The sequence below is a fragment of the Frondihabitans sp. PhB188 genome (assembly GCF_003752365.1).
Taxonomy (GTDB): domain Bacteria; phylum Actinomycetota; class Actinomycetes; order Actinomycetales; family Microbacteriaceae; genus Frondihabitans.
Window position 1 is genome coordinate 297,482 of sequence record NZ_RJUO01000003.1, and the last position, 21,162, is coordinate 318,643.

Here is a 21,162-nt window from a genome sequence, read left to right on the forward strand (position 1 = left end):
TGTTGCGGGGGCAGGATTTGAACCTACGACCTCTGGGTTATGAGCCCAGCGAGCTACCGAACTGCTCCACCCCGCGGCACAAGAAATGACTCTATCACGCGGATTGGATTCGGTCTAATCGAGGCCTACTGCGACGCCTTCACTGCGGCCTCGATGGCTGTCTGAAGCGCCTTGTCGGCCTCGGCGGCGGCCACCAGGTCGTTGGCCTTGTAGGCCGCAGCACGGTCGTCGAGAGCCGTCTGCGCGTCCGCCAGGGCCGCCTTGAGGGCCGCGCTGGACGTGCCGCCAGAACCGGACCCGGTGCCAGAACCCGAACCGGAGCCTGAGCCCGTGCCAGAGCCGGTGTTCGAGCCGGTGCCCGAGCCGCTCCCCGTCTCTGTGCCCGTGCCGTCGCCAGCCGACGGCACGCCGCTGTCACCGGCCGACGCACCGGCATTGCCGCCGAACAGCTTGTCGAGCGCCTCCTGCAGGGTGTCCTCGAACTCGATCTGACCACCGAACGAGACCAGGACCTTCTGCAGGATCGGGTACGACCCGCTCGAGTTCGACTGGACGTACACCGGCTGCACGTAGAGCAGCCCGCCTCCGACCGGGAGTGTGAGCAGGTTGCCCTTCTTGACCGACGTGTCGCCCTGGCGCAGGAGCGCGAGCGCGTTCGCCACGTCGGTGTCGGAGTTGAAGCTCGCCTGCACCTGGTTGGGGCCTGCGACGTTGTCGTCCTTCGGCAGGGTCAGGAGCGTGAGCTTTCCGTAGTCGCTCGAGACGCTGCCCTTGGTGTTGCCGGCATCGGAGTTGGCCGCGAGATAGCCCGTCAAGACGTTCCGCGCGTTCGCCTCGGAGGACTGCTGCGGGATATACGTCGTGTACAGCTGGAACGCGGCGTCTTGATCGGGCAGCTTCATCGTGAGGTAGTACGGCTGCTGCTCGGCCGAGGCGGTGCTCGTCGAGTCGGACGCGTCGCTGGGGATAGCCCACGCGTCGTCGCCCGAGAAGAACGACCCGGCGTCGGTCACGTGGTACGTGGCGAGGATCGAGCGCTGCATCTTGAAGAGGTCTTCGGGGTACCGGACGTGGCTGAGCAGCGTGCCGCTCATGTCGGCCATGGGCTTGACCGTGGTCGGGAAGACCTTCTCCCACGTCTTCAGGATGGGATCGGTCTTGTCCCATGCGTAGAGGGTCACCTTGCCCGAGTACGCGTCGACGGTCGCCTTCACCGAGTTGCGGATGTAGTTGATCTGATCGGACGCGAACGCGCTCTGCGCGGTCGTCGTGCCCTCGACCGTGTTCGTCAGGCTCTGCTGGTCGGAGTACGGGTAGTCGTTCGACGTCGTGTAGCCGTCGACGATCCAGACCACGTGCCCGTTGACGACCGCAGGATACGGGTCGCTGTCGAGAGTGAGGTACGGGGCGACCTTCTGCACGCGCGTCTTGGGGTCGCGGTCGTAGAGGATCTGCGAGTCGTTGTTGACCGCGTTCGACAGCACGACCTGCTCCGACTGGAACTTGATCGCGTAGATGAGGCGCTTGAAGATGCTGTCGAGCTTCGGACCGCCGTCGCCGGTGTAGTTCGTCGTCGGGTTGCCGGTGTCGTCGGACGTACCCGAGGGGTAGTCGAGCTCGATCTGCTTCTTGGAGTTGCCGCCGACGATCGAGTACGCCGGGTTCTGCTCGCCGAAGTAGATGCGGGGCTCGTAGTCGGAGGCGTCTCCGAGCTTGCCCTTCACCGGGATGTCGGACTCGAGGAACACGGGCGTGCCGTCCGAGGCGCGCTCGTTGCCGTAGGCCGCGACGACTCCGTAGCCGTGGGTGTAGACGAAGGTCGAGTTGTAGGCGTTGTTCGCCGAGCCCAGGCCCTGCGTGTTCAGCTCGCGGACTCCGATGACGGTGTCTTGCACCTTGCCGTCGATCGTGTAGCGGTCGACGTCGAGGTCGTCGGGGAACGAATAGTACTGGCGCAGCTGCTGGAGCTGGGCGAACGTCTCGGTGACGAGGGACGGGTCGATGATCCGGATGTTCTCCGTGGTGACGGCGTCGCTCGCCAGAGCCCCCTCGGTGGCGTCGGACTTCGCCTGGTAGGTCTCCTCCTTCACGTCCGAGACCCCGTACGCGTCTCTCGTCGCGTTGATGTTCCGCTGGATGTACGACGACTCGACCGTCTTGGCCGAGGGGTCGACGGTGAAGCGCTGGACGATCCACGGGTAGATCGCGCCGATGATGAGGCTGATGATGATCAGCAGCGCGGTGCCGATGACGGGCAGGCGCCAGCGGCCGATGACCGCGGTGACGATGAAGAGGATCGCGACGACGGCGGCGGCGTAGGCCAGGATCTGCTTGCCCGGGATGCCGGCGAACACGTCGGTGTAGGTGGCGCCGACGAAGCGCTTGTTGGAGCCGTCGGTCAGCGTCGCGTACTGGTCGAGCCAGAGGCTGACGGCCTGGAGGGCCAGGTACAGACCGGCCGTGACGGCGATCTGGATGCGCGCCACCTTCGAGATGCGGACCTCGCGACCCGAGAAGCGCAGCGCGCCGTAGAGGTAGCTCGTCGCGAGCGCGGCGATCGCCGAGAGCAGCACGACGGCCGAGGCGAAGCCGACGATGCCCTGGTAGAAGGGCAGCGAGAAGACGTAGAAGCCGATGTCGAGGTGGAACTGCGGGTCGACCTTGCCGAACGGCGTGCGGTTGATCCACTGCAGGATCATCGACCAGTGACTGGAGGCGGCGATGCCGCCGAAGAGGCCGAGGATGATCGGGATGCCGAGCATGACCGTGCGGCGGAGGGGCTCGATGACCTGCTGGTAGCGGTCGAGCTGCGAGTTCAGCTTCGCGTAGACAGGGCGGAAGCGGAACGCGATGTCGATGCTCACGTAGACCGGGACGGCCATGCCCAGGAAGCCGATGAAGAACAGCGAGACGCCGGTGATCCACTGGGTCATGATGACGCGCGTGTAGCCGAGCTGCTGGTACCACAGGTAGTCGGTGGCCAGCCCCGAGAAGATGAAGAAGAGGATCACCAACGCCGCGAGGATCGCGATGGTGACGAGGACGGGGACCCGGGGCGAGCGGCGCCCGGGTCGCGTCGACGATGAACGCGCAGGCCCCGACGGGGCTGATGCAGAGGAAGTCAAGAGGGTGCTCCTGGCTGGTGGAGAGGATGAGCTGTCATCCTATGTGCCCAACCTCCATGTCAGTCCGGGCGTACGTCAGCCTGTGGACGACCTCTGGACGAGCCGTGTGTCAGGACGCGGGGCAGGTCGGCAGCTTCGACGTGTCGCCCTTCGAGGCGACCGTCTCGAGCACGGTCACCGAGTCGTCGAGCGTCTTGACGGCGTAGACCGACAGACCCGACGGGATGTGGCCGGTCACCTCGTTGCAGTTGCTCTCGGGAGCGAGGAAGACGGTGGCGCCGGCGTCTCGGGCGCCGTACATCTTCTGGCGGATGCCGCCGATCGCCCCGATGGTGCCGCTGGCGGTGATCGTGCCCGTTCCTGCGACCTTCTTGCCGCCGTTGAGCTCGCCGGGGGTGACCTTGTCGATGACGCCGAGGGCGAACATCTGGCCGGCGCTGGGGCCGCCCACGTCGGCGAGCTTGAGGGTCACGGAGAAGGGGAAGGTGTAGGCGACGGTGGCGCCGATGCCGAGCAGGTAGCTGCCCTGCACCTCTTCGGGCGCGATCGTCACGGTCTTGACCGGGCCGGGGTCGGTCGAGCCGCCGGTCGTGTAGGTGATCGTCGCCTTCGCGCCCTTGTTCTTCGCGACGAGCGCACGGAGGCTGTCGACGTCGCAGTTCTCGGTCAGGTCGACGCCGTTGATCGAGCGGATCACGTCGCCTTTCTTCAGGACGCCGTGTGCGGGGCTGCCCTTCGAGACGGTGCTGACCGAGATGGAGGTGCCGACGTCGTAGCCCTCGTGGGCGAGGGCGGCCGTGACGGCCGACTTCTGGCTCTGCTCCATGTCGATGGTGTTCTGCTGGTCGACCTGCGTGTTCGAGACTCCCGTCGGGTAGATCGCCTCGACCGGGATGACGGCCTTGCTGGGGTCGAACCAGGCGCCGACGATCTCAGCCCAGTTGGGGCGCTGCGTCTGGTTGCCGACGACGCTCACCGTCAGGAGGTCGAGGGTGCCGCCGGTGGGGTAGGTCGGGTGGCCGCTCACCGAGATCAGCGGAGTCTGCTTGCCGTCGAACTCGTTGGTGCCGAGGGTGTTGAAGACCGGGCCCGGCTGCTCGATCAGGTAGGGCGCGGGCAGGACGGACAGCACGACCGCGAGCACGACGGCGCCGCCCAGAAGCGCCGGCCCCAGGACTCCCCGACGACGCCGCGGGGCGCTGGGAGCGGAGGCGGGGGCGGTGAAACGAGCCAAGTCGGATGCTGCCTTTCAGGACACACGGGTTCGAGACGAGCTGTGGCCCGCCTCGGGAGGCTCCGGCGTGTTCGCCGTGGGCGCAGTCTCGGGCCCCGAGAAGCGGTGGAATCCCAGGCTCATCGAGTGGCCAGAGGCTAGCGTAGTTGGCATGTCTGAAGATGCGCAGCCGGGGCCGGACGACGAGTTCCGCGACATGCTGCGGCAGTTCCTGTCCGGCGATTCCGAGATCGACCCCGCCAAGCTGGTCGGGGCGGCGGGCCTGCCCAACGACCCGGCGTTCATGGCCCGGCTGATGAGCCAGCTCCAGGCCGCGGTGAGCCGGTCGGGCGACGGCATCGACTGGTCGCTCGCGACCGAGCAGGCCTCGGGCATCGGCTCGCAGTCCGCCGTGGCCACCGCGCCCGGCACCACCTCGGCACTCGAGCAGGCCTTCCACGTCGCGGCCCTCTGGCTCGACGAGGTCGCCTACGTGGCCGAGCTCACCGTGGCCCCCCGACTCATGACGCGCGCCGAGTGGGCCGCGGCGACCATGCCCGTGTGGAGCCAGCTCTCCGAGCCGGTGGCCGACTCGATCGCCGACTCCCTGACGACCGTCCTCCGCGACCAGGCGCCCGAAGAGATGCGCGAGATGCTGACCGGCGCCAGCCAGGTCATGCGGAACGTGGGCGGCGCCCTGTTCGCCATGCAGCTCGGCCAGGTCGTCGGGCAGCTGTCGACCGAGGTGGTCTCGGGCGGCGACGTCGGCATCCCCCTCCTCGACGACCAGCAGGCCGCGCTCCTGCCCCAGAACGTCCTCGCCTTCGGCGAGGGCCTCGACGTGCCCTCCGACCAGGTGCAGCTCTACCTGGCAGTGCGCGAGCTCGCCCACGCTCGGCTCTTCCGCCACGCCCGGTGGCTGCGCCTGCACCTCATCTCGTCGATCCGCGAGTTCGCCCAGGGCATCTCGATCGACACCAGCCGACTCGAAGAGCTGGCCGCCGACTTCGATCCCTCGAACCCCGAGGAGCTGCGCGAGGCTATGGCCTCCGGGGCGCTGATCCCGCCGAAGACCGACGAGCAGATGGCTGCCCTCGCGCGCCTCGAGACGACCCTCGCTCTCATCGAGGGGTGGGTCGACGTCGTCACGGCCAAGGCGACCGAGCGACTGCCGAAGTCCGACGCCATCGCCGAGATGGTCCGCCGCCGGCGCGCGGCCGGCGGCCCCGCCGAGTCGGCGTTCGCCACGCTCGTCGGCCTCGAGCTGCGGCCGCGACGCCTGCGCGAGGCGGCCGCCATGTGGCAGGCCGTGTCCGACGCCGTCGGCGGCGAGGCGCGGGATGCCCTCTGGGCGCACCCCGACATCGTGCCGACGAGCGACGACATCGACTCGCCGACCGGTCTGATCGCTCGCCTGACCTCGACGGAGCCGGCACTCGACGACGTCGACCGCGCCATCGAGGACCTCCTCAACGACGTCAGCGACGACCGACCGCGCGAAGGCGACGACGGATCGGCCGAGGAGCCCAAGGCGTAGCCCAAGCGCACGCCGCGGGGCCTGTGGACAGACGGAGCGGCGCGGGCAGGATCCGGGCCACCATTCTCGGATGGACATCCGCTTCGACCCCCGCCTCCCCCTCGTCTGGCGCGACCCGCAGACCCTGCAGATCGGCGTCGACCGCCCCCGCGTGGTCGTCGCCGACCTGACCGCGCGCGACGAGCGGATCGTCGCCGCGATCGCGTCCGGCCACGGGCGAGCCGGCACCGCCGTTCTGGCCCAGCAGATCGGCTGCCTGGAACGCGAGGTCATCGAGCTGCTCGAGCAGCTGGCGCCCGCGCTGGTCACGACGCGCGCGGTGCCGGCGCCAATCGTCGAGCTCGCCGGCGCAGGCGACGTGGCGGACGATGTCGCGGAAGTGCTGGGCGAGTGCGGCCTGGAGGTACGTCGCCGGTCGGGTGACCTCGGTGAGGGGTGGCCCGTTCCTGCGCTCGGAATCGCCATCGGCGACCACGTGCACGACCCCGTGGTCTCGGGGGCCTGGCTGCGGCGCGATATCCCGCACCTGCAGGTCGTGGTCGGCGACTCCCTGTGCCGCGTCGGCCCGGTCGTCGTGCCGGGCGAGACGGCCTGCGCCCACTGCCTCGACCTCTTCCGCGCCGAGGTGGACGACCGGTGGGGCGTGATCGCCGCTCAGCTCTGGGGTCGACGCGGCACCGCGCCGGGGCCAGTGCTGCGGAGGGAGCTCTCGTCGAAGATCGCGCGGCGCGTTCTCGCCGAGGTGGGCGATGGCGACGGGCCGCCCGAGGTGGATCGCGCCGATCTCGAGATGGTCGAGCTCGACACGGGCCGTGTCACGCGATCGACGAGCCGACCCCATCCGGCGTGCGGATGCGCAGCTCTTCCAGAAAACGACTCGGCCGGCGCTCCATCGTCGCTCGGCTCTGCCCCTGCCGCGCCCACGACAGGCTCAGCCGCCGGCGCGCTCGCGTGACCCCGACGTACAGGAGGCGTCGCTCCTCGTCGACCGCCTCGAACGTCTGGGCGTAGCTGATCGGCAGCAGCCCCTCGGTGAGGCCGACGATGTAGACGCTCTCCCACTCGAGCCCCTTGGCCGAGTGCAGGGTCGCGAGCGTGACCGCCGCCATCGTCGGCTCGTGCTGGCTGGCCTGGCGGGCGAAGAGCTCGTCGACGAACTGGCGGAGGGTGGTCTGCGGGCCGGCGGCCTCGGCGAGGCCCATGAGGGCGTTGAGCGACTCCCACCGGTCGCGCACGGCACCGCGCTGCTCGGGAGCCTGCTGCAGCCAGCCCAGCGAGCGAAGCACGTCGCTGACCGTCTTGAACAGCGGCTCGTCGACGATGCTGATCGCCGCGCCCTTCAGCATCATCATCGCCTGCTTGACCTCGGCGAGGTCGAAGAAGCGGGCGCTGCCGTGGAGGCGGGTGGTGACGCCCAGGTCGTCGAGGGCGCGCTCGAGAGCGGGTGCCTGCACGTTGACGCGGAACAGCACGGCGATGCTCTCGGGAGCGGCACCGGCGCGGATCTCGGCCGCGATGCTCTCGGCGACGAACCGTGCCTCGGCCGAGTCGGTGACGTGATCGGTGACTCGCGGCGCCGGCCCCGGCTCGGTGTCGACGGGGTGCAGGTGCAGCGCACCGGGCCTCCCCCGCATCAGCTGGTTGGCGGTCTCGACGATGGGCCGGGCCGAGCGGTAGTTCTGCTCGAGGCGGAGCACGTCGGCGTTGGGATGACGCGAGCCGAACCCGAGGAGGTAGTCGGCCGAGGCGCCGGCGAACGAGTAGATGGTCTGGCTGGCGTCGCCGACGACGCAGAGGTCGTTGCGATCGCCGAGCCACAGGTCGAGGAGGTCGTGCTGGAGCGGCGAGACGTCCTGGTACTCGTCGACGACGAAGAAGCGGTACTGCTCGCGCACCTGCTGCGCCACCCGAGGTTCGAGCTCGAGCATGCCGGCGGTCGCGAGGAGGACGTCTTCGAAGTCGAGCTGGCGTCGGCTGTCCTTCAGGTCTTCGTAGGCCTTGTGCACCGCCACCGCCTGGTCGACCGACACGTTCTGGGGCAGGCTGCGCGTCGGCAGGGCCGCCTCGTACTCCTCGTAGGTGAGGCGCGAGACCTTGCGCCACTCGATCTCGGCCGCCAGGTCGCGGAGGGTCGCCGTGTCGAGGCGCAGGCGCAGCGTCTCGGCGGCGTGGGCGATGAGCTTGGCCTTGCCGTCGACGAGCCGCGGCATGGTGCCGCCCATCGTGTCGGGCCAGAAGTAGGCGAGCTGCGACAGCGCGGCCGAGTGGAACGTGCGGGTGCTCACGCCCCCGGCGCCGAGCGCGCGGAGACGGCTGCGGAGCTCCCCCGCCGCCCGCTTGGTGAACGTGAGCGCCATGACGCGGTTCGGCGCGTAGACGCCGGTCGCGACCCCGTAGGCGATCCTGTGCGTGATGGCCCGCGTCTTGCCGGTGCCGGCGCCCGCGAGGATGCAGACCGGCCCGAGGAGCGTCTCGGCGGCGCGGCGCTGCTGCTCGTCGAGGCCGGCGATGAGATCGGCGGCCTCCACGTCAGTCGGCGATCTCGGAGCCGTACCAGTCTTCGATGATCGCGCGGGCGATCGACGACCGGCCGGGCAGGATCACCTCGTCACCGGCGGCGATCAGCTCGTCGCGGGTGAACCAGCGCAGGTCGACGATCTCGGCGCCGTCGGGCTCGAGGCTGCCGGGGTTCGCCGCGTCGACGGTGGCGCGGAAGCCCAGCATCAGCGACGCCGGGAACGGCCACGGCTGCGACCCGAGGTAGACGGCGTCGTGGACGCGCACGCCCGACTCCTCGAAGATCTCGCGCTCGACGGCCTGCTCGAGAGACTCCCCGGGCTCGACGAACCCGGCGAGGAGCGAGTAGCGGTTCTTCTCCCACATCGCGTTCGACCCGAGCAGCAGGCGGTCGTCGGCGTCGGTCACGCCGACGATGATCGCCGGGTCGGTGCGCGGGAAGATCTCGTGGCCGTCGTCGGCGTCGACGAGCACCCACCCGCCCTTGGTCGAGACGAGCGGGCGCCCGGTGCGCGGCGAGAAGCGGTGCGAGGCGTGCCAGTTGGCGATCGCGATGGCCTCGGTGGCGAGCCCGGCGTCGCGGTCGCTCAGCTCGGTCGCGAACATGCGCAGGTTGCCCCACTCGTCGGCCGATGCCACCGCCTCGGCCTGCTCGTCGGTGAGGATCGCGGCGAGAATCGGCGTGCCCACGGGTTCCGGTGCATCGTCAGCCGTCGACAGCCCCAGGTAGATGAAGTGCGCGGTCGCAGGAACGTCGGCCGGCGCCAGGAGGGCCAGGGCGTCGTCGCCGCGGAACAGCGCTCGTCCCTTCCACACCGGGAGCACTCGCGTCGCCGAGTCGCCGAGCAGGCGGGCGAAGAGCTCCTCGTCGTCGCGCGCGAGGTAGTCACGGTCGATCTGGTGCCGAGAGAGCGGGAGCTTCGCCGAGAACGACGCCTGGGAGCCGGAGTCACGTTGCGGAACCGTGGGGCGTGCAGGCATCCGACCACCAATCGTCTGGGATTCGCTGTATTCGCGAGCTGTGCTTGTTTGAGGCTGTGCGTGTTTCAGGCTGTGCTTGTTTGATGATCGTGCGTGGCGGAGGCCCGGAGATCGCGTCCTCCGACCTACCCTTGCGGCATGGCCAGATCCCACCTCACTCTAGCCGCGTTGGCGACCGCAGCCGTCGCCGACCTCGACGTCCGATCGACGGGGCCGCACGGCTCGGTCGGCGCGGGCGACTTCGACTCCGCGCGCCTCGCCGGCGGCGCCGGAGAGCAGTGGATCATCCGCGTTCCGCGCACCCAGCGTGCCGAGGCGGTCCAGTCGGCCGACCTCGTCGCCCTCCGAGCTCTCAGCCCGGGCGTCCGCGGTCGCCTGTCGTTCCAGGTGCCGGCGTACCGGGGCCAGGCGCCGGTCGCTCAGACCCGAGCGATCCTCTACGACTTCGTCGACGGCTCGCCCCTGTCGGTCTCCGACGTCGTCGTCGGATCGGGTCTGCCGTCCGCCGTCGGCGGTGCAGTCGCGGCGATCCACTCGCTGCCCACGAGCTTCGTCACCGACGCCGGACTCACCAGCCACACGCCGTTCGAGGCGATGCGGTCGTCGGCCAGCGTCGTCGACCGCGCCGCCTCCACGGGCCTGCTCCCGGCCGCTCTCCTCGAGCGCTGGGAGACGGCGATCCAGGACTCCCAGCTGTGGCAGTTCCAGCCCACCGTCATCAACGGGTCGCTCGAGTCGTCGTCGGTGCTCGTGTCGGGCGACCGCATCACCGGGATCCTCGGCTGGCAGGAACTCCAGATCGCCGACCCTGCCAAGGACCTCGCCTGGGTGCTCGGCGCCCCGACGACCGACGCCGTGGACGCCGTCTTCGACGCCTACGCCGCAGCCCGCGGCACCAGCGAGCGGCAGCTCCGCAACCGCGCGACGCTCTACCACGAGCTCGACCTCGCGAAGTGGCTGCTCCACGGGACGCACACGAAGAACGCCGACGTCGTCGACGACGCCGTCGAGATGATGTCGCGCCTGGTCGACGCGGTCCAGCACGACGAGGAGCGCCCGCTCGTCGTCGGCACCACCGAGGCGCTCGACGTCGACGGGGTGGCTGACCTGCTCGCGGCGACGGAGCGCCACCGGCCGTAGCGGGTCGGCGTCGCCGCCGTTCGCCGCTGCCGGCGGCCGGCCCGCCGTCGCCGGCCCCGCCGCCGTCGCGGAACCCGCCGTCGCCGTACCCGCCGTCGCGGAGCCCGCCGCCGCCACGCCCGCCGAATCGGCACAACCCCGCAGAAGGTTCGGCGGGATCCTGCCGATTCGGCGGGTCGCCCGCGCAGATCGGCGGGACTGAACCGAATCGGCGGTGCCGAACCGGCGGGGCCAACCCGAACCGGCGGGGCCAACCCGAACCGGCGGGGCCAACCCGGACCGGCGGGGCCAACCCGGACCGGCAGGGCTACCCAGCCAGGCCGCCCTCGACCCCGGCCCACAGCCGCTCCAGCTCCGCCCGGCTGCTGACGTTCTCGGGCCGGACCACCTTGTCGTCGGCCACGAAGTAGAAGACGGCATCGATGATCGCGGGGTCGATCGAGCGGTAGGACGCATACGCCTCGCGGTACAGAGCCAGCTGCAGCTGCTTCAGCCGCAGGTCGTCGGCGTCGCGCGGCGCCTTGCCGGTCTTCCAGTCGACGACCTGGTATCGCCCGTCGCGCACGAACACGGCGTCGATCTTGCAGATGACCGTGCGCGGCCCGAGGGGCAGGTGGATCTCGAGCTCGACGTCGACCGGATCGAGGTCGGCCCACTCGGACGCCTCGAAGGTCGCCTGCAGCTCGGCCAGGCGTCGCGCGTCGTCGGGGTCGACCGGCCCGCTCCGACCGCCGCCCAGAGGCGCGGCCTCGTCGGCGTCGTAGTCGAGCGCGAAGGCGGCCTCCTGGTCGAACGCCGCGGCGTCGAGCGTCTCGCCGGCTCCCGTGGGCTGGTAGCGGTCTTCGACCCAGGCGTGGAAAAGCGTGCCGAGCCGGGTGGCGCGGTAGGGGCGCTCGGGCAGCGGCCGCCGCAGCGACCTCGCCACGGCGGCGGCGTCGTCGACGTAGTCCTTGAAGCGCGATGCGGGGATGCGCTGCGGCAGCGCGACCTGGAGGGCGCGGTCGCGAGAGGAGTCGCGCTCGGCGAGCAGGAGGTCGATGTCGGCCGACCGCGCACCGCCGGCCGCGCCCGTCGTGCGGACGAGGGCCGCCGCGTACTCGACCGCGTCGCGCCGGGTCGACAGCGGGTCGACGGGCCAGCTCAGGGTGAGGCTGCTCTCGCTCAGCGGGTTCTCGTCGGAGCGGGGCGCGTCGGGCAGGGCGTCGGGCAGCACGACGCCCGCCTCGACAAGGTCGACGAGGTAGCGGCTGGGTGCCCGCGGCTTCGACTGGGTCGCCCAGAACGAGCCGCTGAGCAGCAGAGCCTCCTTGGCGCGGGTGAAGGCGACATAGGCGAGGCGGCGCTCCTCGTCGTAGTGGCGCGCCCTCAGCTCGGCCTCGAACCCCTGCTTGCCCTGGTCGAACTGCTTCTGATCGTCGACGCCGCGCCAGGCGAGCGCCGGGAGCTCGGCGGAGTCCCCGCGGAACTCGTAGGGCAGCTGCCCGAAGTTGAGCCAGCCCCTGCCGGCGCGCGAGGCTCCCGGCAGCTCGTCGGCGACGAGCCGCGGAACGCCGACGAGGTCCCACTCGAGCCCCTTGGACCCGTGGATGGTGAGGAGCTGGACGACGCCGTCCTCGCCCTCGTCCGAGCGCGGGCCCATGTCGTCGCGGCGCTCGGCGGCCGAGAGCCACGAGAGGAACCCCTGCAGGCTCGCCGACTCGTCGGTGGCCACGTAGCCCGCGACCTCGTCGTCGAACGCCTGCAGGTAGGCGCCTCCGCGAAGCGATCCGCCGGCCGCGGCCACCTCGACGTCGAGCAGCATCTCCTGCTGCACGAGGGTGACGAGGTCGACGAGGTCCAGCCCGATGCGATTGCGCAGGAACGCGAGGTGCCGCCCCAGCGTGCGGATCCGCTCGACCCCCGCCGGGGTGAACCCGGCGAGCTGACGGTGCGTCGCGGGCGCGGTCGCCACGAAGTCCACCGCATCGACGATCGAGCCCTGCTCGCCGGGTGCGACCGACGACCGCAGCGCCGTGGCCACGTCGTCGTCGAGGAGCTTCTGGGCGTGATCGTGCCGGAACAGCCAGGAGGCCACGTCACGGAGCGCCGCGATGTCGCGCAGGCCGACCCGCCAGCGAGCCCCCACGAGGAGGCGGATCATCTCCGAGCCGGCCGCCGGGTCGCCGAGGACCCGCAGGCAGCTGACCAGGTCGACCACCTCCGGGCGCTGCAGCAGGCCGCCGACCCCGAGGATCCGGTAGCGGACGCCGCGATCGCGCAGGGCGTCGGCGAACACCGCCACGGTCTTCTTCGAGCGGAACAGCAGTGCCGCGGTCTTGAGGTGGCCCTCGGCGGTGCGGGCTTCCAGCTCGCGGGCGAACCAGTCGGCCACGGCGGCCGCCTCGTCGACGAGGGTCTCCTCGTACGCGATGTCGATGCGGCCGTCCGGTGCGCCCGGCCGCGCGGTGAGCGCGCCGACGCCGGCGCCCGCAGCCAGCTCGTGCACCACCGCGTTGGCCGAGTCGAGGATGACCTTCGCGTTCCGCCAGCTGGTCGACAGCGTGTAGTGCGCACCGGCACCGGCGCCGAAGTCGACCGGGAAGCGGCCCAGGTTGGCGGCGCTCGCACCGCGGAACCCGTAGATCGACTGGTGCGGGTCGCCGACGGCCATCACCCCGGTGCGGGCGAACAGCCGTGCCAGGAGACGCGTCTGGACGACGCTCGTGTCCTGGTACTCGTCGAGCAGGATGACGCGGAAGCGGGTGCGCAGCTCCTCGACGACGCGCGGCGCCGTCTCGCAGACGGCGAGAGCCAGCGCGACCTGGTCGCTGAACTCGACGAGTCCGCGGCGGGCCTTCTCGCGGGCGAACGCGTCGGCGAGGTCGAGCAAGGGCGCCAGCGAGCCGACGTCGGCCACCGCGTCGACGACGCTCTTGTAGGGCGACGCCTTGGTCGCGGGGAGGTCGATCAGCCTCTCGAACTGCCGCGCCATGCGCCGGACGTCGTCGGAGGACGCGACGTTCTCGGCGAGCGCGTGGCTGAGGTCGATGACGGCCTGAGTGATGGCGTCGACCGAGCGGTCGAGGAACGCGAGGCGCTCGTCGCCACTGGTGACCACGAGGGCACGCGCGATCTGCCAGGCGGACGCCTCGCTCAGCACCTGCGACTCGCTCTCCCGGCCGACGAGCAGGGCGTTGTCGCGGAAGATCGTGCTCGCGAACGAGTTGTACGTCGACACAGTCGGCGCGTCGAACGGGTCGCGGTCGGCACCGAGCAGTCCGCGCTCGCTCAAGAGGGCGATCCTCTTCTCGATCCGCTTCTGGAGCTCGCCGGCGGCCTTGCGCGTGAACGTGAGACCGAGGATCTCGGAGACCGAGACGTGGCCGTTGGCCAGGAGCCAGACGACACGGCCGGCCATGGTCTCGGTCTTGCCGCTACCGGCACCGGCCACGACGAGCGCGGGCTCGAGCGGCGCCTCGATGACGGCCTGCTGCTCGGGCGTGGGTGCGGGCAGGCTCAGCACCTCGGCGATGTCGAGGGCCGAGAGCGCCGCACGGGGCGCCATCGGGGTCGCGCTCACTGGGTCACCTCTCCGACGACGTGGATCCGGCATGAGCCACCCAGGCGGCCGAGGCAGTGGTCTTCGACGCGGGCGACGAAGGTGCGCCCCGCCATCCCGGCCGCGTCACCCTGAACGCGGATGCGGAACGCCTCCAGCTCCTCGGGACCGTAGGCGGCCTGGGCGGGCTCTCGATACGCCTTGCCCCTGACGCCGGACGACACGATGACGAGCTTCGCGCCGCCGGGCTCGTGCACCTCCGGGGCCGAGTCGACCTGCCCTTCGGCGAGAGCCAGCTGGTAGGCGGCCAGCTGAGCGTGCTCCTCGATCTCCATCGCAGTGAAGGTCTTGCGGCCGGTCTTCAGGTCGACGATGACGACCCTGCCATCGGCCTGCTGCTCGACGCGGTCGATCTTGCCGCGGAGCTCGGCCTGGCCGACGGACAGCGTGAACTCCGTCTCGGCGCCGAGCAGGGTCGCACCGGCCGCTCGGAAGTCGCGCAGGTAGCCCGAGAGACCCTCGGTGAGTACTCGCGCCTTCCGCTTCTCGGCCGCCGACATCCATGGCGACTCGAACTGGAGCTCGCCCCAGCGCGCCTCCACCTGGGCCCAGAGCGAATCGGGGTCGATGTCGGTCGCATGCTCCATGACGTCGTGGATCACGGTGCCGATGCCCATGGCCGACGTGGCCTGCGTGCCGCCGAAGCGATCGAGGAACCAGTGCAGGGGGCAGGTCTCGAACGACTCGATGGCCGACGGCGAGACGCGCACGCGGGCCTCGGGGTCGGCGGCGAGGTCGACGAGCGGGTCGGCGGTCGTCGGCTCCAGGAGTCCGTACCAGTCGTCGGGCGACGCCCCGGTCACGCCGGCCTCGGCCAGTCGGGCCAACCCGCCCGCCGCCTCGGCTCCGCGGACGCCGCCGGGCTCGGCGGTGGTGGCCACGTGCCGGAGGTGGCCGACGAGCCCGCGCAGCGACAGCGGCGGCCGTACCTCGGTGGGCTCGAGGTCGGTGGGCAGCAGGCGCAGGAACATCGACGGCGACTCGTCGTCGTTCGCCGTGCAGGCCAGCACGACCTGGGTGGTCGCCCGCGAGACGGCGAGGGTGAACATGCGCAGCTCGTCGGACAGGACCCCGGCGCGCCGGTCGACGGGACTGAGGTCGGAGACGAGGCCGTCCGCCGCATCGACCAGATCGTCGGGGCCGAGGAGGCCGCCGCGGACCCGGAGGTTGGGCCACACGCCGTCCTGCAGGCGAGCCACCACCACCACGTCGGCCTCCAGGCCGATGGCGCCGTTCGGCGTGCACACCAGCACGGACTCGGCCAGCGCCTGCGGAGACAGAGTGTCTTCGGGCACGTCGGCGTCGAGCATCGCGGCCAGGAACTCCTCCGGCTCGGCTTCCGGCGAGCGCTCGACGAAGCGCTTCGCCGACGTGAAGAGGGCGACGACCCCGTCGAGGTGGCGATCGGCCTCGGCCGCGAGGATGCCGTGACCGGCCGAGCGGGTGCTCCACTCGTCGGCGAGCCCGCTGCGCTCCCACAGGCCCCAGAGGATCTCCTCGATGGTCGCGCCTCCCTGAGCGTCGCCCCGGGCGGTGTCGAGGCTCGCGGCGAAGCGGCCGGCGCGAGCCGCGAACCGCGACTCGATGGTGGCGAAGCGCCCCGGGCCGGCGAGCGCCTCGACGAGGAGGTCGTCGCTGGAGCGCGAGCCGCCGCCGGCGAGCTCCTCGGCGCGGAGCGCGAGGCGCAGTCGGCGGAGCGAGAGAGAGTCGAAGCCGGCGAGCGGACCCGAGAGGAGGTCGCCGGCGACGTCGGCCGTCAGCTCGACGCGACCGGTCGCGACGGACGCCGCGAGCAGGAGGTGACGGGCGCCGTACTCGTCGCGGACCGCGCGGCCGGCGACCGGCGTGCGCGTGGGCACCTCGGCCAGCTGCAGCGCCCGGGCCACCGTCGGCACGAGGGCGCCGTTGCGGACCACGACGAGCATCCGCGACCACGGCACGTCGCGGAACAGATGGTGCTCCCGCAGCAGGCGAGCCACGGCGGCGGTCTCGTGCGCCGGGCTGTCGGACTCGATCCGCACCAGCGGCTGAACGCCGCCGACGTCGGCCACGGCGGATCCCGCGGCATGCTGGCGGCCGGCTCCGGCGGCGCCGATGCGCTCCGTCGCGGATCCGACGAGCGCCCGCACCGCAGGACCGTGGCGGTGCACGGCGCCGAGGTGCAGCGTCGTCACAGACGGCAGGCCGAGGCGCACGGCCAGACGGCCGAGGACGTCCGGCGATCCCCCGCGGAAGGCCGTCGTCGCCAGATCGGGGTCGCCGAACGCGACGACTGTCACCCCTCGGCGGGAGAGAGCCCGCAGCAGCGACAGCGTCGACTCGGTCGCCTCCTGCGCGTCGTCGACCACCACGGCGCGGAGCGGCTCGACGAGCGGCGACGACTCGCCGCGGTCCAGTGCGGCGACGGCGAAGTCGACGAGCTCGGCCGAGTCGAGTGCGGCGCCCTGCAGACCGTCGACCACGCGGAGGTACTCGTCGCGGAAGTCGGCGGCGGCCGCCCACTCGGGCCGCTCTGCCGAGACGGCGAGCTGCCGCAGCCGGTCGGACGTGATTCCGTGCTCGGTGGCGCGCATCATCAGCTCGCGCAGCTCGGTGCGGAAGCCGCGCAGCTCGCGGACCGACGCGCCGAGGTGCTCGGGCCAGACCGGCCCCGCGCCCTCGTCGAGGTGGCCCTGCAGAAGATCGCGGATCAGGGTGTCCTGCTCGCCGCCGGTCAGGAGCGTCGGCACCTGGGCCGACGCGAGGCGGGCGGCGTGGCCGACGATGTCGAAGGCGAGCGAGGCCACGCTGCGGGCGAGCGGGCCGGGCGTCGGCACATCCACCCCGGCGGCCAGCACGTCGCGCAGCGCCGTCGCCGAGGCACGGGTCGGCGCGAGGGCGACGACCGCCTGCGGCCCCCATCCCTCGCGGTGGACGCGATCGAGGACGAAGGCGACGAGGGCCGTGGTCTTGCCCGACCCGGGTGCCCCGATGACGGCGGCCGACTCGCCGTCGCCGAGAGCGACGACAGCGCGCTGGAAGGGGTCGAGGGCGGCAGGTGTCGGCGTCACGGGAACGACGCTAGTCGGAGCCACCGTCGCTCGGGGGAGCCGGCAGGGAGTTCCTGCGCCCGGAAGCCGACGAAAATCTGCCGACAGTGAACGCCCGCGCACGCGCTTCGCGAAGTCGGATATCGTCATGACGTGGACATTCGCATCGGTATCGCCAACAGCCCCCGTGAGATCGCAATCGAGTCGACGGATTCGCCTGCAGACGTCGAGAAGGTCATCGCAGACGCCCTCGACGGCTCGAAGACCTACTTCACCCTGAAGGACAACAAGGGCAAGGTCTACCTGATCCCGACCGCGGGCCTCGCCTACGTCGAGGTCGGAAGCGTCGAGCGCGGCCGCGTCGGCTTCGTCAACTAGGCACGACATGGAACTCCTGTTCGCGGCGCTCGGCGGCGCGATCCTCGGCCTGATCGTCCACTTCGCCCTCCCGGGCCAGGACAGCCGCGGGCTGTTCTGGACGGCCGGCTGGGCGACCTGCGCGGCGATCGTCGTGTGGGAGGCCTTGACCTGGCTCGAGTGGAAGTCCGACAGGGGATGGATCTGGGCCGTCACCCTGGTCGTCGCCGCCCTCACCGGCGCCGCCGTGGCCCGGATCAGCGCTCGTCGCCGTGCCGACCGGGACCGCGAGCTGTTCGACGAGCTGCTGCGCGGCCAGGCCGCGTAGAGCGGTCCGTTCCGCGGCCACGCCGCGCGCGGCGGTTCGCTGCGCAGCCTCGCCGCGTGGGGCGGTCCGCTACGCCGTCAGCCCCAGCGCGTCCATGCGGCGGGTGTGGGCGGCGATCAGCTCGGTGAAGACCGGCTCGAGGCGCTCGTCGTCGGCCGACTGGTGCGACGCCGAGATCGCCGCCCGCGCCACGAGGAGGGTGTCGCCGACGAGACGGCGCCCCCAGAGCGCCAGGCGCGACGCCAGCTTCGGGTCGGCGCCGATGGCGAGGGACAGCTCGGCCACGAGTTCTCTCTCGTCGGTCTCGGCACCGAGCTCGAGGGCCGCGACGACACGCTCCCGGTAGTCGGCGGAGAGCCCGGCTGCGAGACGGATGAAGACGTCGTTCAGGAGACCGGCCGCCACGTAGGTCGCGAGCATGGACTCGTGCCAGTCGCCTCCCCCGGTGCGCCGCTGGAAGTCGTCGATGAGCGCCGAGTGCGGCTGCATGACGTCGGCCGCGTCGCCGCCCTGGCGCTCGATCTCGGCCAGCAGGGCCTTGTGGCGCTCGAGGGTGGAGGTCGCGACGACCCCGGTCAGGGCCTTGGCGCGCGTGCTCGGCGTGATGCTCGACGCGCGGCCGAGCGACTCGAAGAGCGCGAGCTGCAGGTAGGCCACGAGACCGAGATAGACGTCGAGATCCGGAGTGAAGTCGCCCAGCTCGACCCGGCTGACGGGGAGCGGGCGGGGGGTCTGCCGGGGGCGGGAACCAGCGGTCTTCGAACGACCGACTCGGAACCCCTTCCACGACACCACGGCACCACCTTAGAGGGTCGGCCGGGCGAGGACAGTCGGCCCCGGACGAGGACCGGCTAAACTACAGGCTTACCCCTCTATTTGAAACAGGGCCACACTTGACATTCAGCGACCTCTCGATCGACGAAGACATCGTCGACGCACTGGCGTCCAAGGGGATCATCGAGCCTTTCCCCATCCAGACCCAGACCATTCCCCTCGCCCTCTCCGGCCAGGACATCATCGGCCAGGCGAAGACCGGCACCGGCAAGACCTTCGGCTTCGGCCTCCCGATCATCCAGCGAATCGGCCTCCACCCGACGCCCGGCGTGCAGGTGCTCGTCGTCGTCCCGACCCGCGAGCTCTGCGTCCAGGTCACGGAAGACCTGCAGACCGCCATCGCCAACCGCCGCGACGTGAAGATCGTCTCCATCTACGGCGGCAAGGCCTACGAGGGCCAGGTCGAGCAGATCAAAGACGGCGCCCAGATCGTCGTCGGCACGCCCGGCCGTCTCCTCGACCTCGCGGGCCAGCGCCTCCTCGACCTGAAGAAGGTCACGGAGGTCGTGCTCGACGAGGCCGACAAGATGCTCGACCTCGGCTTCCTCTCGGACATCGAGAAGATCTTCGCTCAGATCCCCCCGACCCGGCACACCATGCTGTTCTCGGCCACGATGCCCGGCCCGATCGTGGCCCTGGCTCGCCGGTTCATGTCGAAGCCGATCCACATCCGCGCGACCGACCCCGACGAGGGCCTGACGCAGGCGAACATCAAGCACGTCGTCTACCGCGCGCACAACCTCGACAAAGACGAGGTCATCGCCCGGATCCTGCAGGCCGAGGGCCGCGGCAAGACCGTCATCTTCACGCGGACCAAGCGCGCGGCGGCCAAGCTGGTCGAAGAGCTGAACGACCGCGGCTTCAACGCCGCCGCCGTGCACGGCGATCTCAACCAGGAGCAGCGCGAGCGCGCCATGGCCGCGTTCAAGGCCGGCAAGAAAGACATCCTGATCGCCACCGACGTCGCGGCTCGCGGCATCGACGTGAACGACGTCACCCACGTGATCAACCACACGGTGCCCGACGACCACGACACCTACCTGCACCGCGCCGGCCGCACCGGCCGCGCGGGCAAGACCGGAATCGCGGTCACCTTCGTCGACTGGGACGACCTGCACAAGTGGGCCCTCATCAACCGCGCGCTCGAGATGAACATGCCGGAGCCCGTCGAGACCTACTCGTCGAGCCCGCACCTGTTCAGCGACCTCGACATCCCGGCCGGCACGCGTGGCCGCCTCAAGCCGACCTCGCGCGAGGCCGCTCCCCGCACGCAGGCACCCGCCTCCTCCGGCCGCTCGTCGTCCGGCCGCTCGGGCCAGCGCTCATCGGGCGAGGGCCAGCGCTCGTCGGGCGACGGCCAGCGCTCCTCCGGTGACGGTGGCGGCCGCGGTCGCACCCGCGGCGGCCAGGGGTCGGAGACGGGCTCGTCGTCCGAGGCTTCCGCGTCGACCACCGCCCCGTCGCAGTCGACCGCCGACGGCGAGTCGCGGCCGCCCCGCAACCGCAGCCGCAACCGTCGCCGCCGGCCCTCCGGCGAGGGCTCGTCACCGGCTCAGGCCTAGTCGCAGTCCTGCCGGCCCCGCATCTCCTCGCCACGAGGGGTGCGGGGCTTTCGCATGCGCCGCGGGCCCTGCTAGCCGACGACGGGCGCGGCGCCGGTCGCCTGCTCGACGATGCGCGCGAGCTGCGACGGCTCGGTGGAGTTCTCGCCGAGCCGGTTCGGCTTGCCGTCGCCGTGGTAGTCGCTCGAGCCCGTCATGATGAGATCGTGCTCGCGAGCAAGCCGGCGCAGGAACTCGCGGCCCGCATCCGTGTTCTCCCGGTGGCCGACCTCGACCCCGCCGAGCCCCGCCTCGATCAGCTCGAGGAGGTCGGTCATCGGCAGGTTCGCATCCCGACCACGGGTCGCCGGGTGGGCGAGGACCGGCACGCCGCCGGCCTCGCGGATCAGACGGACCCCGGTCAGCGGGCTCGGCGCCTCGTGCGGCTCGTAGTACCCGCTGCGCCAGTGGAGGATGCCGGCGAAGGCGGCGCTGCGGTCGCGCGCGTACCCCTTCGCGACGAGTGCGTCGGCGATGTGGGGGCGGCCGAGCGTAGCGCCCACGGTCGCCTGTGCAAGCACGTCGCCCCACTCGAGGTCGTAGTCGGCGCGGATGCGCGCGACCATGCGCTCGGCCCGGTGCAGGCGGTCCTCGCGGAGCCGCTCGGTCTCGCGGACGAGACCCGGGGCAGCCGGATCGAACAGGTAGGCGAGCATGTGGACGCTGTTGTAGCCGACGCGGGTGGACAGCTCCATGCCGCGGATCAGCGTGAGACCGGTTCCTTCGACCGCCTCGGCGGCCTCGGCCCAGCCGCTGGTCGAGTCGTGGTCGGTGAGTGCGACGGTGCCGAGCCCCGCGCGGACCGCCGAGTCGACGAGCTCGCGCGGGGTCTCGGTGCCGTCCGAGACACTGCTGTGAGTGTGCAGGTCGATCGGACCGGAAGACATTCCCCCATCGTAAGC

Annotated in this window: 13 protein-coding genes, 1 tRNA gene and 1 pseudogene; 6 read left to right on the top strand and 9 right to left on the bottom strand. The window is 71.2% G+C overall.

Annotation, left to right across the window (positions count from 1 at the left end; all coding sequences use genetic code 11):
* Positions 1-2 precede the first annotated feature (2 nt).
* From EDF46_RS10195 to EDF46_RS10205, 3 genes are all read right to left on the bottom strand, one after another.
* Positions 3-76: transfer RNA gene (locus EDF46_RS10195), tRNA-Met, on the bottom strand.
* A gap of 49 nt (positions 77-125) precedes the next feature.
* Positions 126-3,125, bottom strand: coding sequence for a UPF0182 family protein (locus EDF46_RS10200; protein WP_233579985.1), 3,000 nt, complete (start codon positions 3,123-3,125; stop codon positions 126-128).
* A 109-nt stretch (positions 3,126-3,234) separates the two neighbouring features.
* Positions 3,235-4,359 (bottom strand): PDZ domain-containing protein, encoded by a 1,125-nt coding sequence (locus tag EDF46_RS10205; RefSeq protein WP_123506175.1) that lies wholly within the window; start codon positions 4,357-4,359, stop codon positions 3,235-3,237.
* Between the two features lie 151 nt (positions 4,360-4,510).
* Here EDF46_RS10205 and EDF46_RS10210 point away from each other — a divergent pair, with 151 nt between their 5' ends.
* Positions 4,511-5,875: a zinc-dependent metalloprotease gene (locus EDF46_RS10210; RefSeq protein WP_123506176.1), complete on the top strand. Its 1,365-nt coding sequence runs from the start codon at positions 4,511-4,513 to the stop codon at positions 5,873-5,875.
* Between the two features lie 70 nt (positions 5,876-5,945).
* A pseudogene (locus EDF46_RS18725) lies at positions 5,946-6,734 on the top strand (hypothetical protein); the annotation flags it as partial.
* Here EDF46_RS18725 and EDF46_RS10220 read toward each other — a convergent pair.
* Both EDF46_RS10220 and nudC read right to left on the bottom strand, forming a co-directional pair.
* The gene (locus tag EDF46_RS10220; RefSeq protein ID WP_123506178.1) at positions 6,691-8,403 is read right to left on the bottom strand and encodes an ATP-dependent helicase; all 1,713 of its coding nucleotides are present in this window, start codon (positions 8,401-8,403) and stop codon (positions 6,691-6,693) included. The pseudogene EDF46_RS18725 and the gene EDF46_RS10220 sit on opposite strands and share 44 nt — an antisense overlap.
* A gap of 1 nt (position 8,404) precedes the next feature.
* Positions 8,405-9,373: an NAD(+) diphosphatase gene (nudC, locus tag EDF46_RS10225; RefSeq protein WP_123506179.1), complete on the bottom strand. Its 969-nt coding sequence runs from the start codon at positions 9,371-9,373 to the stop codon at positions 8,405-8,407.
* 138 nt (positions 9,374-9,511) lie between these two features.
* Between nudC and EDF46_RS10230 the strand changes: the two genes are divergently transcribed.
* Positions 9,512-10,513, top strand: coding sequence for a phosphotransferase (locus EDF46_RS10230; protein WP_123506180.1), 1,002 nt, complete (start codon positions 9,512-9,514; stop codon positions 10,511-10,513).
* A gap of 307 nt (positions 10,514-10,820) precedes the next feature.
* Here EDF46_RS10230 and EDF46_RS10240 read toward each other — a convergent pair whose 3' ends face one another.
* Together EDF46_RS10240 and EDF46_RS10245 are read right to left on the bottom strand one after the other, a co-directional pair.
* Entirely contained in the window at positions 10,821-14,072 is a 3,252-nt protein-coding gene (locus EDF46_RS10240; RefSeq protein WP_233579986.1) for an ATP-dependent DNA helicase, read from the bottom strand.
* Positions 14,069-17,161: an ATP-dependent DNA helicase gene (locus EDF46_RS10245; protein ID WP_233579987.1), complete on the bottom strand. Its 3,093-nt coding sequence runs from the start codon at positions 17,159-17,161 to the stop codon at positions 14,069-14,071. The genes EDF46_RS10240 and EDF46_RS10245 overlap by 4 nt, the downstream gene beginning before the upstream one ends.
* A gap of 132 nt (positions 17,162-17,293) precedes the next feature.
* Between EDF46_RS10245 and EDF46_RS10250 the strand changes: the two genes are divergently transcribed.
* Positions 17,294-17,518: a DUF3107 domain-containing protein gene (locus EDF46_RS10250; protein ID WP_123506183.1), complete on the top strand. Its 225-nt coding sequence runs from the start codon at positions 17,294-17,296 to the stop codon at positions 17,516-17,518.
* A gap of 7 nt (positions 17,519-17,525) precedes the next feature.
* Positions 17,526-17,825 (top strand): hypothetical protein, encoded by a 300-nt coding sequence (locus EDF46_RS10255; RefSeq protein ID WP_123506184.1) that lies wholly within the window; start codon positions 17,526-17,528, stop codon positions 17,823-17,825.
* 69 nt (positions 17,826-17,894) lie between these two features.
* Here the strand turns inward: EDF46_RS10255 and EDF46_RS10260 are convergent, their stop codons facing one another.
* A complete protein-coding gene (locus EDF46_RS10260) occupies positions 17,895-18,620 on the bottom strand; it encodes a ferritin-like fold-containing protein (protein ID WP_233579988.1) in 726 nt (241 codons plus the stop codon).
* A gap of 98 nt (positions 18,621-18,718) precedes the next feature.
* Here EDF46_RS10260 and EDF46_RS10265 point away from each other — a divergent pair, with 98 nt between their 5' ends.
* Positions 18,719-20,221 carry a DEAD/DEAH box helicase gene (locus tag EDF46_RS10265; RefSeq protein WP_123506185.1) on the top strand — a complete coding sequence of 501 codons (1,503 nt, stop codon included), beginning with the start codon at positions 18,719-18,721 and terminating at the stop codon, positions 20,219-20,221.
* 71 nt (positions 20,222-20,292) lie between these two features.
* On the opposite strand, the gene EDF46_RS10270 is transcribed toward EDF46_RS10265, so the two are convergent.
* A complete protein-coding gene (locus EDF46_RS10270) occupies positions 20,293-21,147 on the bottom strand; it encodes a PHP domain-containing protein (protein ID WP_123506186.1) in 855 nt (284 codons plus the stop codon).
* Positions 21,148-21,162: the final 15 nt, after the last annotated feature.